Genomic DNA, 14,574 nt, shown 5'->3' with positions numbered 1-14,574 from the left:
TCCTAAATTTTAGTTGTAATGGAATAAAGAGAAAGCTATAATCAGGGCAAAAGAACCATTTTCGTAAAAATTTTATAGGAGGGTTGTTATGGATTGGCTAAATGACTACGAAGATGAACTACGCTTGGTATTCCAAGAAAGCAGACGGATTATTTCCAAATTTCCAGAGCCTCTAAATCAACAAGGTATGTCCTATCTTGAGCATTTTAACGTATTTAACGCTGAAAGCCACAAAAACTACATATGTTATCTTTTACCCTTTTGGCTGCAGAAGGGATGCGGAATCTCTGCAGAGGTTACTCGCCAGATGTCGATGGGCAACGTCTTTTTTATGTTGTATTTCTTCATACAGGATGACCTGATGGACAGCCAAGAATCCTCCGCATACGAAAAATTGCCCTTGGCAAATTTGCTTTATGTCGAATTTTTAAATATCTACCGGATACTATTTCCGGAGCCATCCGCTTTCTGGATCTTATTTAATCGTTATATCATGGAGTGGGCAGATAGTGTTAGCAACGAAAATACCAGTGACTATTTTCTTAATGATCGGGTCAAAATTGCCTATAAAGCCAGTCCGCTCAAGCTATCCAGCACTGCTGCCCTTCTGATGTCTGGAAAGAGTGATTTAGTGCCGCAAGCTGAAGAGCTTATCCATTCGGTTTTGCTTACACTGCAAATGCTGGATGACTATGAGGACTGGAAAGAAGATTTATCCGCAGGCAACTATAATTGTCTTCTCTCCCTAACTCGCAAACATCTGCCAAACAGCAGTGCAGCTAAACTCACTTCGCAAGAGGTCGAATTTTATCTATTCACTGCAAATGGTCTACATACCTATACGCAATTAGCACACGACACACATAACAAAGTTACAGCTTCCGACCTTGATGCCCCTCATCTTATCGCGTTCCATTCCATGCTAGTAAGTAACTTACAGCAGATCTCTGATTCCATCGAAGCGGACAAGCAGCTCTTGCTAAACGGAGGATTATATCATTGGTTGTCAAAAAATGTCCATTAATTCTATTATTTTGTAATAAAAAGAATAGTATTAGTAGTTTTGCTATGTTATATTATTAAAGGTAAATATATACAATTTGGGAAGGGTGATTATTATGTCAGAAGCAATTCTTAGAAATCAAGTCATTCAAAAGGCATGGGAAGATCCAAGTTTCAAGAAAAGACTACTCTCAGACCCAAAAGCGGCTCTCCAAGAAGCACTAGGCGTAATCATTCCCGACAGCGTTACCTTGAAAGCCGTTGAAGAAGGCTCCAACGAATTCTATCTTGTAATTCCACCAAGTCCTACTTCCGATGTATTGAAGGCAACCGCAGCACCACGCGGTTCGTGGTAAGACAACAAGATTAACCCCCTAAGGAGTGAGAATCATCCGGAGCTTCTGCCAATGGCAGTATGGTGATGGATTCGGTTCCCACTCCTTTTTTGCTTGTGAATTTCACTTTACCTTGCATAGCTTCGATGATGCGGAAAGTGACCATTAATCCAAGACCAGTCCCTTTATTCTTTTTAGTGAAATAAGGCTCTCCCAATCGGTGCAGGACATCCGCGTCCATCCCTTCCCCGTTGTCTTTGATATGAATGATTACGTTCTCCTCTTCCGCATACACCGACATATAGATAAACCCTTCGTCACGGAAAGATTCAATGCTATTTTTGATAATGTTGATGAAGGCTTGCTTAAACTTTGAGGAATTCCCCTTCACCCATAATTCGCCCGATACATCGAGAATCATTTTCCCTCCATTTAAATGACAAAGCGGCTGCATAATACTCTCAATATGCTTAAATTCATTATACAAATTCAGACTGGAAATCGTCTCAAATTCCGGTTTTGCGAAGGTTAAGAAATCCGTAATGATCCCGGAAGCACGATCCAGCTCACTAAGGGCCATCGACATAAATATTTCCTCTTCACCAACGGATTTCTCGCTAAGCAGCTGAAGGAAACCCCTAGTTACCTGGAGTGGATTCCGCACTTCATGAGCAACAGATGCAGCAAGCTCGCTAATAATTTCCATTTTTTCTGAACGCTGCAATTCGTTGTTAAAACGCTCTAATTCTTTAGAATAGTTAACAACCTGTTGATGGCTATAGGCTAGTCTTCGCTCCAGAATTACGATCAAGGAGATTATGAAGGCAACAATGCCCCACTTCCACAAGAATAAATCATAGTTCCCCTTATGAATGTAATACCACAGTAACTCTGACACTACAGTAAATGCAGCCGTTCCAAAGCCAATGGCAAAAATGATAGCGTCCCTATTCCCTTTAAGCGAAAATATAATCACACATACGATCAGCAAGATGAACTGAAGGATGAGGATGAACCCGATAATAGTGGTGGATACAAAATAATAAAACTCAATATAGCTATTATTCGATAGAAAATTGATCAAAAGACATAGCAAACAAAATGAGGAGTAAATGACTTGAAATTGACGAAAACGACGGACGATCGCATATTTTCCACTGCCAAATATTTTTTCAAATAAAAGAGTAAGCGCCGGTAAAAGTGAGAATAAAGCCAAATCAAGAAATACATTACTAATCGCGCCTAAATCGCTGTAAAAGGTATAAATAAAAGGAGAATAGGTTATCGAGAGAATTCCGGTTGAACCTATTACAACGGCTAGTGAAGCCACACTGGAAAAATAGTCCCTATTAATGTATAGAGAGCTTATAAATAGAACGATAGCCACAAGAAAAAAAGCACAGCCCAAAATCACATCGCTGAGTCCATTTTTAATATAATCATTGATTAACAGGTTGTGTTCACCGATCACTACTTCATTTTTAATTCCGATTCTATCCTGCAGCGTTTCAGTCCAAATGTATAATGTTTTCCCACTATCGCTTTGACTCAAAGGCAACAACAAAGAATAGTTATCCTTAATATAATTACGATCTTCCTCGAAGATCAAACGGTCGTTCACATACACCTTCACATGAAGAGCATATAAAGTATCAATGTAGATTGAAGGGGAGATATAACTAAAGTTAGGTATGGAAATACGAGTCCAAGAAGTGGATACGCCTGATGGCAGATGTGGGATTTCCTTCGTAGCATTCACATTTATCCAATACTGCTGGTCATTATTCTGTGGAACCTCTATGCCGCTGTTTTCGGTTCCATCGCCCCATCTCATCTGCCAACTGGTAATTTCTTGGGATGGATATGGGGTCGCTGCTGATACAACAATTGAACTATATCCTATCAGAAGGAGAGTAAGAGCTATTGCTATATGTAGGACTTTAATCATCAAGCGCATATATGCACCTCAGAAGTAAGTATCAGAAACAATATTCTGTCTGTACTACTTCGCTCAGCCCCTCACTCTTTCCTTCTAAAAAACGGAATTATCATAAATTACTTCTAAATTCTTCTAAGTTCTGGTATTTTTACTATAATTTCAGTCCCTTCCCCTTTCTCACTGCGAAACTCAGTGCATCCCTCCATCGCCTCAATAATCCGAAAGGTTACCATCAGTCCAAGCCCCGTTCCTTTGGTCTTATTGGAGTAATATGGTTCCCCTAACCGAGCCAGCTCATTCCGGTTCATCCCTTCCCCATTATCATGAACACTGATTATTATATGTTTTCCAGCCTTCCAGGCTGTGACTTTAATCAGCCCATTGTCCTTTAAAGCTTCGATGCTATTTTTGAGAATGTTGATAAACGCTTGCTTGAACTTGGCAGATGATCCAGTAACGTAAAGTCCTGGCTGCAGATTAAGTTCAATGACGCCCCCTTGCAGATTCGCTAACGGAGAAAGAATACCCGTCACATGCCTCAACTCTTCGGACACATCAAGCTGCTCTACGGTTTCAAGTCCTGGTTTAGCGAAGGTTAGGAAGTCTGTAATAATGAGCGTAGCTCGATCCAGTTCTGTCACTGCCATTTGCAGATATTCCCGCTCCTTTTGATCTGAACGCTCCCCAAGAATCTGCAGAAACCCCCGGGTAACCTGCAATGGATTCCGTACTTCATGGGCAACCGAAGCTGCCAGCTCACTAATAATCTCCATCTTCTCCGAGCGCTGCAAATCATTATTGAACTTCTCAAGCTGATGGGAATATTCAATAAGCTGTTCATGGTTTCGAGTAAACCTTCTTCCCAGAATGACGATTAAGGCAATTACGAAAATCACCATTCCCCATTTCCACCAATATAATTGATAGGATTGCCCCGATGCATAGAACATGACCAGTTCACTAAGAGACATGAAAGCAAATATTGAGAACCCTGAAGTAAAAATAACAGCATCTACATTGCCACGATTCGCGTGTATAAACGCTAAGCTGATCAAAAGTATAATTTGTACAATCATAAGGATACCTAGCACACTCGTAGTCATCAATCGATAAAAGTCATCCACCTGGTAGGACAAAAGAATATTAATAACCATTAGGGAAAAACAAAATACAGAATAGACAATTTGAAACTTACGGAAACGTGTAACGATTCTCTTTTTCCCTGGACCAAATATTTTCTCAAAATAAAATGTAAAGGATGGCAAAAGCGTATATAAAGCTACATCAAAGAAAACAAGTACGATCTCTCCATAATCGCCGAGGATTGTCGGCAGGAACGATGAATACGTTACCACTAAGACGCCAATGGATAAAATAATCAGCACCAATAGATATCCGCCTGAAAAATAGCCTTTTCTCATGAATAGCGAGCAGATCAGCAGTACAATCGCAATAAAAATAAGCGTCGTTCCAATGATCAGATCCATTAAGCCCTGCTTTACATAAACAGATAACAGCTCATCGTATTGGCCTACTCTTATTTCGCCGTGGATCCCTAAGTCTTTGCTGCCACCATGGGTCCATAAATATAGCTGTTGTCCTCCAACACTTTTGGACAGAGGAATGAAAACCTTACTGCCATTGAAATTAAAATCTTTTCCGGAATCATATATTAATTCGTTATTTAAATAAGCCTTAACATTATTTCCATATACTTTATCTATGAATAACGCAGATTTATCACTAATTTGTGGTAAAGTAAACCGCAGCCAGGCTGAGGTTGCTCCACTTGGAGTCTCTGGGCTTTTCCCATGAGGCATAACACGAGTCCATTCTTCATCAAGAGCTGCCACAGCTTCTTCAATATGATCTATTTCTATACGTTCAAATTTAATCTCCCAATTGGGCAGCGTAGAGTCTGATGATTCAGCACTCACTATCGCCGTACCAAAAGGAACCATAGCGGTCAGCAGTAGAATTAATAAAAAAGCAGCCGCTATATTGAGCTTTGGCAACTTCATCGTAGCACCTCAGTAATTCATTAGTTGTTTAAACGTTCATATATGCTTCTTAATTTCGACAAGCTTCGCACTATCCCTGCCTATTCTTGTAAATTTTCTCGAAAAAGAACGTTTTTCATCGGCTTTTGCTTTCACCCATTTTTTACTAATCCAATATAGACATACCCATTTATTGGATCAGCGATTCGATCATGGTCAAACGGGTAAAGATAAACATAGGAAGTTCAAATTTTATCATAAAAAAGGAGTGAACGGCTATGGATAGTTCACCAAATAAAACTGAAGCTGACTTTGAATATGAACGTTATATACAAGCTGATATGGATGAAGAGGATATTGTTGATGATGACGCAGATCCTGTCTTGGTTGGCGATAAATACTTGGCAGCAGATATTGGTTTAAACTCACCTAAGGATGTAATCGAAAGAGATGAGTTGGTGGAATCCGATGCATATCTAGCCGCTGAAACCGCAGGATTAACCCTAGATGATACGGATTATACTAAGGATGAGGAACTCTTGGAGATGGAAGAAGAAGATCAGCCGCTGGAGGATGTTCCAGATGCAGACGATGTATATCCAAATTCCATTATTGACCCTGCCTCCCCGCCAGTGGATGTTATGCCGGGAACAGACGTTTTGAACGGTTCGCAGGGAGAATAGCAGCTTAATATGAATAAAGCCGCCGGGCTGTGAGCCCGGCGGCTTTATGTTGTTTCTTCTAAATAACGACATGCTCAATGAGGTAGCAGTTAGCTCTGCATCGTTGTTGGCTGTTCTGCGGGACGAGCAGCGGCGATTTGTGCTTCCAGCTTGCGGGTCTTAACCAATATCGCTGCTACCAGCAGCATCACTCCATTGATTACAAACACCCAGCGAATTGGAATAAACGCGCCCAATAAGCCGCCGATAATCGGTCCAGCCATCGTCGCAAGCTGAGATGCCGCCTGATTCAGGCCAAAGGCCCGTCCACGGAATCCCGGCTCAATTACTTGTACAATCATAGCATTCACTGATGGCAGCACACCTGCATAGAACAAGCCGTAAGCAAAGCGAAGGATAGCGAACTCTACATAGCCCGAAACAAAAAACTGCAGAATATTACCGATGCCGCCCCCGATCAGTCCAATAAATAAGATCATCCCAAAACCTTTTCGGCTGCCGAGTCTGCCCCACTGCGGAGCCATCAGCACCGTAGCAATCCCCACAGCGGAGAATACGATTCCCGAGCTTAGCGAGGCACTATTTTTGGAGATCCCCATGTCCAGTAGATAAATTGGGATTAACGGTTCCAGAATCATAACGGAGAAGGTACTGATTCCCGCCAGCGAGAGCAAAGTAATAAAAGCTCGGTTACTTCTCGCTTCCCTGATATCATCACTTACATGTGACCTTGGAGCCGAACGGTCGAAGTTCTCCTCTTTTGCAAAAAAAGTAGCAATGAGCGCTGAGATAAGTACAATACCCGCTGAGAATAAAAAAGCAATCCGGTTGCTGGTATAATAGCTCACTACACCGCCAATTAATGGCCCAATAATACTACCTGTCGCTCCGGCTGTAGACATAATACTTAAAGCGTACCCCGTCTTATGCTCAGGTGTATTGGTGGCTACCATTGCAATAGCTGCTGGAACAAAACCGGCAAGCAGTCCTTGCAGCACACGCACAATCAAAAAAACATAAGGATCATGTACAAAATAATTAATAAGGTATAAAGCTGCCAGACTAAAACCCGAGCGAATAAGCATCGGTTTCCGACCATACTTGTCGGCTAGCGAACCCCAATAGGGAGAGATTAAAGCGCTGGCAAGAAAGGTTATTCCAAAACTAACCCCTGACCAAATCTCCAAATGATTTGAAACCCCAAGTTCGTCGCTCAAAAAAATGGAAAGGAAGGGAATCGAGATCGAATAAGCTGTACTACAAAAGAAAACCCCTACCCAAAGCACGATCAAATTCCGCTTCCACGAAAAGAGCATCCTATGCACATCCTTTCTCGATGTTCTCTTTGGAAACATCCTACCATTGTAAACTTCTTTTTAAGATGTGCCAATCCCAGAAGTCATAACTGACCTTTGCATGTAATAGGACAAAGGAGGTATTATGGGAAGTACCTACGAGATTATTCAATAAAAAGGAGAGATTATTTAGTGAAGTCTACATCAACAAAATCCGCTATTCTTCTGATCATGTTATGCCTGGTCATGGTTATTGCGGCAGGTTGCGGTAACAAACCAAACAATAACAATGCAAGCAGTAATAATGGAAGCAGCGGATCAGCACCTGGGGAAGGTGCAGCCCCAACTGAAGGCGTTCCTTCAGCTACGGCAAGTCATCCCTTAGTAACCATTGAAATGGAAGACGGGGATATCATCCAAGCTGAGCTATACCCTGAGGTTGCCCCTAACACCGTAAACAATTTCATCTCACTTATTCAAAAAGGATTTTATGATAACACTATATTCCATAGAGTAATTCCTGACTTCATGATTCAAGGCGGCGACCCTGATGGCACAGGTATGGGAGGCCCGGGTTACAGTATCGCCGGAGAGTTCTCTGGCAACGGGTTCACCAATAACCTTCTGCATACAGAAGGTGTTCTATCCATGGCAAGATCACAGGCTCCTGACTCTGCCGGTTCCCAGTTCTTTATTATGGATGCAGCTTACCCTAGTCTAGATGGAAGCTACGCCGCTTTTGGTAAAGTAACTGAAGGTATCGAAGCTGTAAAAAGAATTGTGAGCCTGCCTCGTGACGGTTCTGATCGTCCAGATGAACCACCAGTCATGAAAAAGGTGACGGTCGACACCTTCGGCGTCACTTACCCAGAACCGCAAAAGGTTCAGTAATTAGGAATAAGCAGAAACCACGTTACCGTCCTCGAAAGAGAATAAACGTTTCTTGTAGAAATAAAAGAGCATAAAAAACTCGGCAGTCCCTCCGAAGTTGTAATCGGATGGAGCTTGCCGAGTTTTTTTACAGCTTATCCCCGCAGCGATCTTCTGCTAAGTGCATGTTGACCATTACGCAGGAAGGTGCTGCGGCTATTTCTTAATAGCGCTATCCGGTCCTCTGCAAGCTGGTTCGCAGCGGCATAAGTAGGTATTCCGTTCAAACGGGAAATTTCCATTACGCGGGTAATATTGTCGTAAATCTTCGCCACCTGCTTAAAGGCACGTTCCTTATTATAGCCGTTCAGCTCGTCCGCAATATTAATGACGCCACCTGCATTAATCACGTAATCTGGAGCATATACAATCCCCATCTCATGAAGTGCATCACCATGCGAGGAATCCTTCAGCTGATTATTAGCAGCTCCTGCAATCACTTTCGCCTTGATTACCCGTAAGGATTCATTGTTAATTGTCGCTCCAAGAGCGCAAGGAGCATAAATATCACAATCTACACTGATGATATCGCCTGGATCTACAGCCTTGGCGCCATAGGCCTCTACTGCACGTTGAACGGCTGGTTTATGGATGTCCGTTACGATAAGCTGTGCTCCTTCTTCATGAAGATGTTTGCACAGTGTAAAGGCCACGTTCCCCACGCCTTGAACAGCTACTGTCTTCCCTTCAAGCGAATCACTGCCAAAGGCGGCTTTAGCGGCTGCCTTCATTCCTTGGTAAACACCGTAAGCCGTTGCTGGTGACGGATTGCCCGAAGAACCGTACGTAGGTGAGGTGCCAGTAACATAATCTGTCTCTTGATAAATAATGTTCATGTCCTCTTCCGTAGTCCCTACATCTTCAGCAGTTATGTACCGTCCATTTAAACCTTGTATGTATCTTCCGAAAGCACGGAACATGGCTTCATTTTTATCCTTCTTGGGATCTCCAATGATTACTGTTTTCCCACCACCCAAATTCAGGCCGGATACTGCATTTTTATAGGTCATCCCTTTTGCTAATCGAAGCGCATCAACAATAGCTTCCTCTTCCGTAGCATAGGTCCACATCCGTGTTCCACCCAGTGCTGGTCCTAGTGTCGTGTCATGAATCGCGATGATCGCCTTTAATCCCGATGCCTTATCCTGACAAAATAATAATTCCTCGTAGTCGTCCCGTTCCAATGCTGCAAACAATTCCATTTCCAATATCCCCTATCCCTTTGTCATATTCCTCATGCTGGTTCAAAGTTCATGCAATTGGAAGAGGATCAGTTGGATCCCCTCCCAAAATATTGTAGCAGAATACGCCGTAAAACAAAAAGAACTCATGTCACCATCTTAACTACTGATGGGGCATGAGCTCTTTTTATCCAATCTACTCTCATAGACAGGATTTCTATTGTACAAAATACAACGCAACTGTCAAAATGCTTTACAGTTTAGCAATTGTCTCTGTAAGTACCGGTACGATTTGCGATTTACGGGATACTACACCCTTAAGAAGTGCTTTATTGTCATCAAGCTTCACGTTGTACGCCTGTTCTACTGCACCTGCAACACGGCCCAGAGCCAGACCCACCGAATCGTTGTTGAGGATATCAGTAACTACGAACAGGAACAGATCCAATTCTTTTTCAGCAATAATGGAAGTCAGTGCAGTTTCCAGTTCAGCCTGCTTGGAGAGTACATCATTAACGTCGACCGCGTTCACTTGGGCGATTTCTACTTTGTATTCACCCATTTTGAATTCCTTAGCATCCAAGGAGATCAGTTGAGCGATACTCTTGTCGCTAAGATCAGCACCAGCCTTCAGCATATCAAGGCCGTAGCTTTCTGCATTTACACCAGCGATTTCAGCCAATTCGCGTGCTGCAGCTACATCTTCAGCGGTGCAGGTTGGAGATTTAAACAGTAAGGAATCAGAAATGATTGCAGACAACATCAATCCGGCGATGTCTTTAGGGATAGCTACACCGTTTTCTTTATACATTTTATTAAGAATAGTAGCAGTACAGCCTACTGGCTCAGCACGGTAGTATAACGGATGTGCAGTCTCAAAATTAGCGATCCGGTGATGGTCGATAACTTCAATTACACGCACTCGATCAATGTCATTCGCACTTTGCTGGCGTTCATTATGGTCAACAAGAATAACCTGATTAGCTTCTCCAGCTACGTTCTCTACCAGACGAGGAGCCTCTACTCCGAAATGATCAAGCGCAAATTGCGTTTCACCACTAACGTCTCCCAGGCGAACTGGCTCAGCATCCCAGCCTAATTCTTTTTTGAGTGCTGCATAAGCAATTGCCGAACAAATAGTATCCGTGTCCGGATTTTTGTGTCCAAAGACCAATGTTTTTTCCATTTCCAATCTCCTTACTATGTTTTAGTGAGATTAATATACCATACATTGATAGCGGCTTCCAGATTGTGCGTGCTGAAAAAATGCTTTAGCCTCTCCCACCTACGGTTGTTCACGTCTGTTCTTTGGAAGCGGATCTGGTTTGGACTCACCATGCAGCGGTTCATTATCGGAGAAAAGATCGGGATTCTCTTTTAGCATCAGGCTTAAAATATCCGTCGTTTCTACTGTTCCACACACTCTAACTAGTGCATCCCCGAAGTTCCCCTTACGCATGGCACCGCCTTCCTCAAGCTCGCGTTCCACTTTCCAAAAATGCTCCGACCAAGAGAGACCACAATGTCTGCGAGAAGGCACCATGATTTCATCGCCACCCGGCGTCACCGTATATAATTCCTCATGACTATCCGTCATTCTGCCCGGAATATCCACCCACTCTTCAATACCGTGAATGAACGTATTCCGCCGCAGATCGACGCCCAGCAGTACTATTTCCGCCTTCCGATCAAGCAGCTTGCCCCACACTGAACCACGGGCGCATGGCGTATCCCAACGTTCATCCCCTGCAGTAAACGCCTCAGCATCAACACCCAAAGCCGCTACAGAGTGAGTCGGATGCCAAGAGCGGACAACACTTGGACGTTTTCTGAACAGCTCCGGTAATATCCCTACACAAGATGGGGAATCTTGAACAAAGAAGCGCGGATTATCCGCATTAATATAAGCCCATGTATGCGTTGGCAAAACAAGCAACCCATCCTTCATATATTCACTGAGTGCATCCAGCACCGTGTTCGCGCCTCCTTCTACTTCGCCAACACTTTTTAACGAGGAATGAACTAGAATGGTCCCCCGTGGATCAATCCCTAACTCCTGTAATTGTTTCATCAAGCTTGTTGTTGTGTGCACTATACTCTCTCCTTATGTATGAATTAAATTTCATGAAACATTAATATCCACTTGCAAAAGTTTCTTATTACTATTAAAATTATAGTAACTTAATAATATTCACCAAAGATTCTATCGATATATTAAAAATAAATTAAAATAATCCACAAACCCAAAGCATTTACAAGGAGGTAACTACCATGAGTTTAACGTTAAAAGGACTTCACCATGTCTCAGCTATTACAGGCAAAGCACAGGAGAACTTTAAGTTCTATACAGAGGTACTCGGACTGCGTCTCATTAAAAAAACAGTAAATCAGGATGATATTTCAGTGTACCATTTATTCTATGGAGATGAGAAGGGTAATCCCGGAACCGAATTAACCTTTTTCGAGCTTCCGATGGCAGGCCGCAACCGTGAGGGCAATAACAGCATCTCCGCGCTCTCCCTTCGAGTGCCAAGCGATGCCGCACTTACCTACTGGGAGCAACGCTTCACCGAGCTTAACGTGGAGCATGGGACGATACAGGAACTTGGTGGACGCCAGACTTTATCCTTCCGCGATCACGAGAGCCAACGTTTCATTCTCGTATCCGACGAAAATGATAACGGTGTTGCCGGCGGTACTCCTTGGGCTAAAAGCCCAGTACCTGCCCAATATGGCATTGTAGGCTTAGGACCCGCACATCTCACAGTAGAAAGTGCAGAACATACAGCGGTAGTGCTGGAGCAGTTGCTCGGCTTCCGCCGTATAGGAACCTACCCTTCAACAGTTGCCGGTCAGCCAGATGTGCTCGTATTCGAGACTGGTGAAGGCGGATCAGGTGCTGAGGTTCATCTGGAGGAACGCAATGATCTGGAGCAAGAGCATTTGGGACGTGGCGGGGTACATCACGTCGCATTCCGCGTAGATAATGAAGACGAATTGAAGCAATGGATCGAACACATCCGCCAGGCACAGCTTCCTAATTCCGGTTTCGTCGACCGCTTCTACTTCCGTTCCCTCTATTTCCGCGAGCCTAACGGCATCCTTTTTGAGTTGGCTACAGACGGACCAGGCTTTGCTACAGATGAGCCTATGGAAAGTTTAGGTGAATCCCTTGCGCTGCCGCCATTTCTGGAATCGAAACGCCAGCAAATCGAGGCTTATCTGAAGCCGCTGGATACTCGGCAATAAACCTCTTCAGGTTACTAAATAAAAGGTGTGAGCCGCTTATGCGCTCACACCTTATTTTTTTATTGAAGGTTAGTAGCTTTCCCTACAATATCTAGTAGCTCCGACAGGTTTCGGATTTCGTATTTTGGCTGAACGCCGGACTCATTAATCTTCCCTAGCGGGTTAAACCAGCAGGTATCAATCCCATAATTAATTCCGCCTTGAATATCAGAGGTTAAGGAGTCACCCACAATCAATACTTTTTCCTTATCCTCAATCCCCAATTTGGCAAAAGCATAATCAAAAATCCCCGTCTCTGGCTTCTGACATCCTGCCTCCTCTGAGATAATGATCTGCTCAAATGTATCACTCAGCAGCGAGCCTTGGATTCTGGAAGTTTGCACATCCTTGATTCCATTCGTGATAATCGCCAGGCGGCAATCTGCAAGCTCTCCGCATAGCTCGATTGCTCCCTGCATCAGAAAGGTTCCTTCGCCTAAGAAACGTAGATAGGCCTCACTGAATGTTTCAGGATCAAGCTCAAGCGCATGTGCAGCAAACAACTGATTAAACCGCTCTACCCGCAACGCCGCAGATGAAATCCTTCCTTGTTCTAGATCCCTCCACAATGCGTGGTTAATCTCTTGATAACTGGCAGCATAATCTGCTGCACCTGTGGGCATCCCAAAGTGTAGAAAGGCATTAGACAACGCGTGACTTTCTGCCATTCCATAATCAAACAACGTATCGTCGGCATCAAATAAAATAACATCGTATTTCATAAATATCCCCCAAAGGCTTTTCTCAACAAGGTACTACAGCGTTGCTGGCAAGTCAACTTCACACCCCTCACGACAAAATTTTACTTTTTTAAGGTAGATTTAATCGATCTGTGGTATTTTAAAAAGAAAACGGTGGTGAGCGTCATTTTATACGTTTTATCATTTCTAATGTCATTTCTTATCGTCTACTTTCTAATTCCGCCGCTCGGCAAGCTTGCTTTTCGGCTTGATTTTGTGGACAAGCCTCGGCAGGACGTTGAGCGTAAAATTCATAGAGAGCCCATTCCGCTAACGGCCAGCTACGCCATATTCATCGGATTTTTTATCACTTATCTGGTGTTCGCGCGTGATTTCTCCATGGAGACTGTCGCATTATTTGTAGGTGGCGTACTATTGCTGACCATAGGCACGGTGGATGATTGGTACAAAACGAAAGGCAAAGATTTCCCAGCTCTGCCCAAGTTAATTGTACAAGTTAGCGCAGCGATCCTGGTTTATGTTTCTGGCAACGCCTTTACCGGATTCTACAATCCATTCTCAGGCGATTATATCGTTTTGCCTGTCATTCTATCGTTTCTGCTGACGATTATCTGGATCTTCGGTGTAACCACAGTTATTAATTTCTCGGATGGCATGGACGGTCTGGCTGGTGCCTTGACGGCCATTTCGGCGATTACGTTATTTGTTGTCGCACTGGCAAAAGGGCAATCCTCATCTGCCATTATGGCAATTTCACTGATTGGCGTTACGCTTGCTTATCTGCGCTACAATAAGCCGCCCGCCAAAATCTTTATGGGCGACGCCGGGGCAACCTTTCTCGGCTTCATCCTAGCGGTAATTGCACTCGACGGAGCGTTCAAGCAAGCCACCGTCCTGTCGCTGTTCATTCCGATTCTGGCGCTGGGCGTACCGATCTTCGACAACATTTTTGTCGTAGTCAAACGTTTCATCCAAGGCAAGTCCATTTATCAAGCCGATGCCACCCAGGCTCATTACCGCCTGCTTCGGGCAGGCCTGAACCAGAAGCAGGTCGTTGCCGTGCTTTGCCTGATTAGTGTTTGCCTATCCTTATCCTCTATCATTCTGCTGCTGATTGAGACCTAATGTATTAGGGACTAAGGGCATGTCTCATATACTGAGACTGCCCTTTGAAGTTATAAAAGGAGCAAGATTCCGATATGGAATCTTGCTCCTTTTAT

The 14,574-nt window shown here is 43.6% G+C and carries 13 protein-coding genes; 6 read left to right on the top strand and 7 right to left on the bottom strand.

Going from position 1 to position 14,574, the window contains the following annotated elements; all coding sequences use genetic code 11:
• The first annotated feature begins 88 nt into the window (after positions 1-88).
• Together NST25_RS04680 and NST25_RS04675 are read left to right on the top strand one after the other, a co-directional pair.
• Positions 89-1,024: a hypothetical protein gene (locus NST25_RS04680; protein ID WP_340393404.1), complete on the top strand. Its 936-nt coding sequence runs from the start codon at positions 89-91 to the stop codon at positions 1,022-1,024.
• 94 nt (positions 1,025-1,118) lie between these two features.
• Positions 1,119-1,358 (top strand): NHLP leader peptide family RiPP precursor, encoded by a 240-nt coding sequence (locus NST25_RS04675; protein WP_170914256.1) that lies wholly within the window; start codon positions 1,119-1,121, stop codon positions 1,356-1,358.
• 10 nt (positions 1,359-1,368) lie between these two features.
• On the opposite strand, the gene NST25_RS04670 is transcribed toward NST25_RS04675, so the two are convergent.
• Both NST25_RS04670 and NST25_RS04665 read right to left on the bottom strand, forming a co-directional pair.
• Positions 1,369-3,285: a sensor histidine kinase gene (locus NST25_RS04670; RefSeq protein WP_256717070.1), complete on the bottom strand. Its 1,917-nt coding sequence runs from the start codon at positions 3,283-3,285 to the stop codon at positions 1,369-1,371.
• A gap of 113 nt (positions 3,286-3,398) precedes the next feature.
• A complete protein-coding gene (locus NST25_RS04665; RefSeq protein WP_076309546.1) occupies positions 3,399-5,297 on the bottom strand; it encodes a sensor histidine kinase in 1,899 nt (632 codons plus the stop codon).
• Positions 5,298-5,554: 257 nt separating this feature from the next.
• On the opposite strand from NST25_RS04665, the gene NST25_RS04660 reads away from it, so the two are divergent.
• Entirely contained in the window at positions 5,555-5,959 is a 405-nt protein-coding gene (locus NST25_RS04660) for a hypothetical protein (RefSeq protein ID WP_051490926.1), read from the top strand.
• An 89-nt stretch (positions 5,960-6,048) separates the two neighbouring features.
• On the opposite strand, the gene NST25_RS04655 is transcribed toward NST25_RS04660, so the two are convergent.
• Positions 6,049-7,275 (bottom strand): MFS transporter, encoded by a 1,227-nt coding sequence (locus tag NST25_RS04655; RefSeq protein WP_340393402.1) that lies wholly within the window; start codon positions 7,273-7,275, stop codon positions 6,049-6,051.
• Between the two features lie 210 nt (positions 7,276-7,485).
• On the opposite strand from NST25_RS04655, the gene NST25_RS04650 reads away from it, so the two are divergent.
• Complete coding sequence (locus NST25_RS04650) at positions 7,486-8,145, top strand: peptidylprolyl isomerase (RefSeq protein ID WP_051491160.1); 660 nt, start codon at positions 7,486-7,488, stop codon at positions 8,143-8,145.
• 134 nt (positions 8,146-8,279) lie between these two features.
• Here NST25_RS04650 and NST25_RS04645 read toward each other — a convergent pair whose 3' ends face one another.
• The 3 genes from NST25_RS04645 to NST25_RS04635 all read right to left on the bottom strand — a co-directional run bounded on the left by NST25_RS04645 (position 8,280) and on the right by NST25_RS04635 (position 11,457).
• Entirely contained in the window at positions 8,280-9,386 is a 1,107-nt protein-coding gene (locus NST25_RS04645; protein WP_248547923.1) for a Glu/Leu/Phe/Val dehydrogenase, read from the bottom strand.
• Between the two features lie 232 nt (positions 9,387-9,618).
• On the bottom strand, positions 9,619-10,551 hold the full coding sequence (locus tag NST25_RS04640; RefSeq protein ID WP_076129278.1) for a manganese-dependent inorganic pyrophosphatase: 933 nt from the start codon (positions 10,549-10,551) through the stop codon (positions 9,619-9,621).
• Between the two features lie 99 nt (positions 10,552-10,650).
• A complete protein-coding gene (locus NST25_RS04635; protein WP_340393401.1) occupies positions 10,651-11,457 on the bottom strand; it encodes an AAC(3) family N-acetyltransferase in 807 nt (268 codons plus the stop codon).
• A 179-nt stretch (positions 11,458-11,636) separates the two neighbouring features.
• On the opposite strand from NST25_RS04635, the gene NST25_RS04630 reads away from it, so the two are divergent.
• On the top strand, positions 11,637-12,614 hold the full coding sequence (locus NST25_RS04630) for a ring-cleaving dioxygenase (RefSeq protein ID WP_076129280.1): 978 nt from the start codon (positions 11,637-11,639) through the stop codon (positions 12,612-12,614).
• Between the two features lie 59 nt (positions 12,615-12,673).
• Here the strand turns inward: NST25_RS04630 and NST25_RS04625 are convergent, their stop codons facing one another.
• Positions 12,674-13,375 (bottom strand): YjjG family noncanonical pyrimidine nucleotidase, encoded by a 702-nt coding sequence (locus tag NST25_RS04625; protein WP_340393400.1) that lies wholly within the window; start codon positions 13,373-13,375, stop codon positions 12,674-12,676.
• Between the two features lie 168 nt (positions 13,376-13,543).
• On the opposite strand from NST25_RS04625, the gene NST25_RS04620 reads away from it, so the two are divergent.
• A complete protein-coding gene (locus NST25_RS04620; protein WP_076129282.1) occupies positions 13,544-14,479 on the top strand; it encodes an MraY family glycosyltransferase in 936 nt (311 codons plus the stop codon).
• Positions 14,480-14,574 lie beyond the last annotated feature (95 nt).

It is taken from the genome of Paenibacillus sp. FSL E2-0190 (genome assembly GCF_037992965.1).
Taxonomy (GTDB): domain Bacteria; phylum Bacillota; class Bacilli; order Paenibacillales; family Paenibacillaceae; genus Paenibacillus_AQ; species Paenibacillus_AQ odorifer.
This window is presented reverse-complemented; position numbering and strand designations above follow the sequence as displayed.

Bases quoted from the DNA above. Each gene is read 5' to 3' on its own strand.
- NST25_RS04620 (WP_076129282.1), top strand. From the start codon at position 13,544: ATGTCATTTCTTATCGTCTACTTTCTAATTCCGCCGCTCGGCAAGCTT.
- NST25_RS04645 (WP_248547923.1), bottom strand. From the start codon at position 9,386: ATGGAATTGTTTGCAGCATTGGAACGGGACGACTACGAGGAATTATTA.
- NST25_RS04665 (WP_076309546.1), bottom strand. From the start codon at position 5,297: ATGAAGTTGCCAAAGCTCAATATAGCGGCTGCTTTTTTATTAATTCTA.
- NST25_RS04640 (WP_076129278.1), bottom strand. From the start codon at position 10,551: ATGGAAAAAACATTGGTCTTTGGACACAAAAATCCGGACACGGATACT.
- NST25_RS04630 (WP_076129280.1), top strand. From the start codon at position 11,637: ATGAGTTTAACGTTAAAAGGACTTCACCATGTCTCAGCTATTACAGGC.
- NST25_RS04660 (WP_051490926.1), top strand. From the start codon at position 5,555: ATGGATAGTTCACCAAATAAAACTGAAGCTGACTTTGAATATGAACGT.
- NST25_RS04655 (WP_340393402.1), bottom strand. From the start codon at position 7,275: ATGCTCTTTTCGTGGAAGCGGAATTTGATCGTGCTTTGGGTAGGGGTT.
- NST25_RS04650 (WP_051491160.1), top strand. From the start codon at position 7,486: ATGTTATGCCTGGTCATGGTTATTGCGGCAGGTTGCGGTAACAAACCA.
- NST25_RS04625 (WP_340393400.1), bottom strand. From the start codon at position 13,375: ATGAAATACGATGTTATTTTATTTGATGCCGACGATACGTTGTTTGAT.
- NST25_RS04670 (WP_256717070.1), bottom strand. From the start codon at position 3,285: ATGATTAAAGTCCTACATATAGCAATAGCTCTTACTCTCCTTCTGATA.
- NST25_RS04680 (WP_340393404.1), top strand. From the start codon at position 89: ATGGATTGGCTAAATGACTACGAAGATGAACTACGCTTGGTATTCCAA.
- NST25_RS04675 (WP_170914256.1), top strand. From the start codon at position 1,119: ATGTCAGAAGCAATTCTTAGAAATCAAGTCATTCAAAAGGCATGGGAA.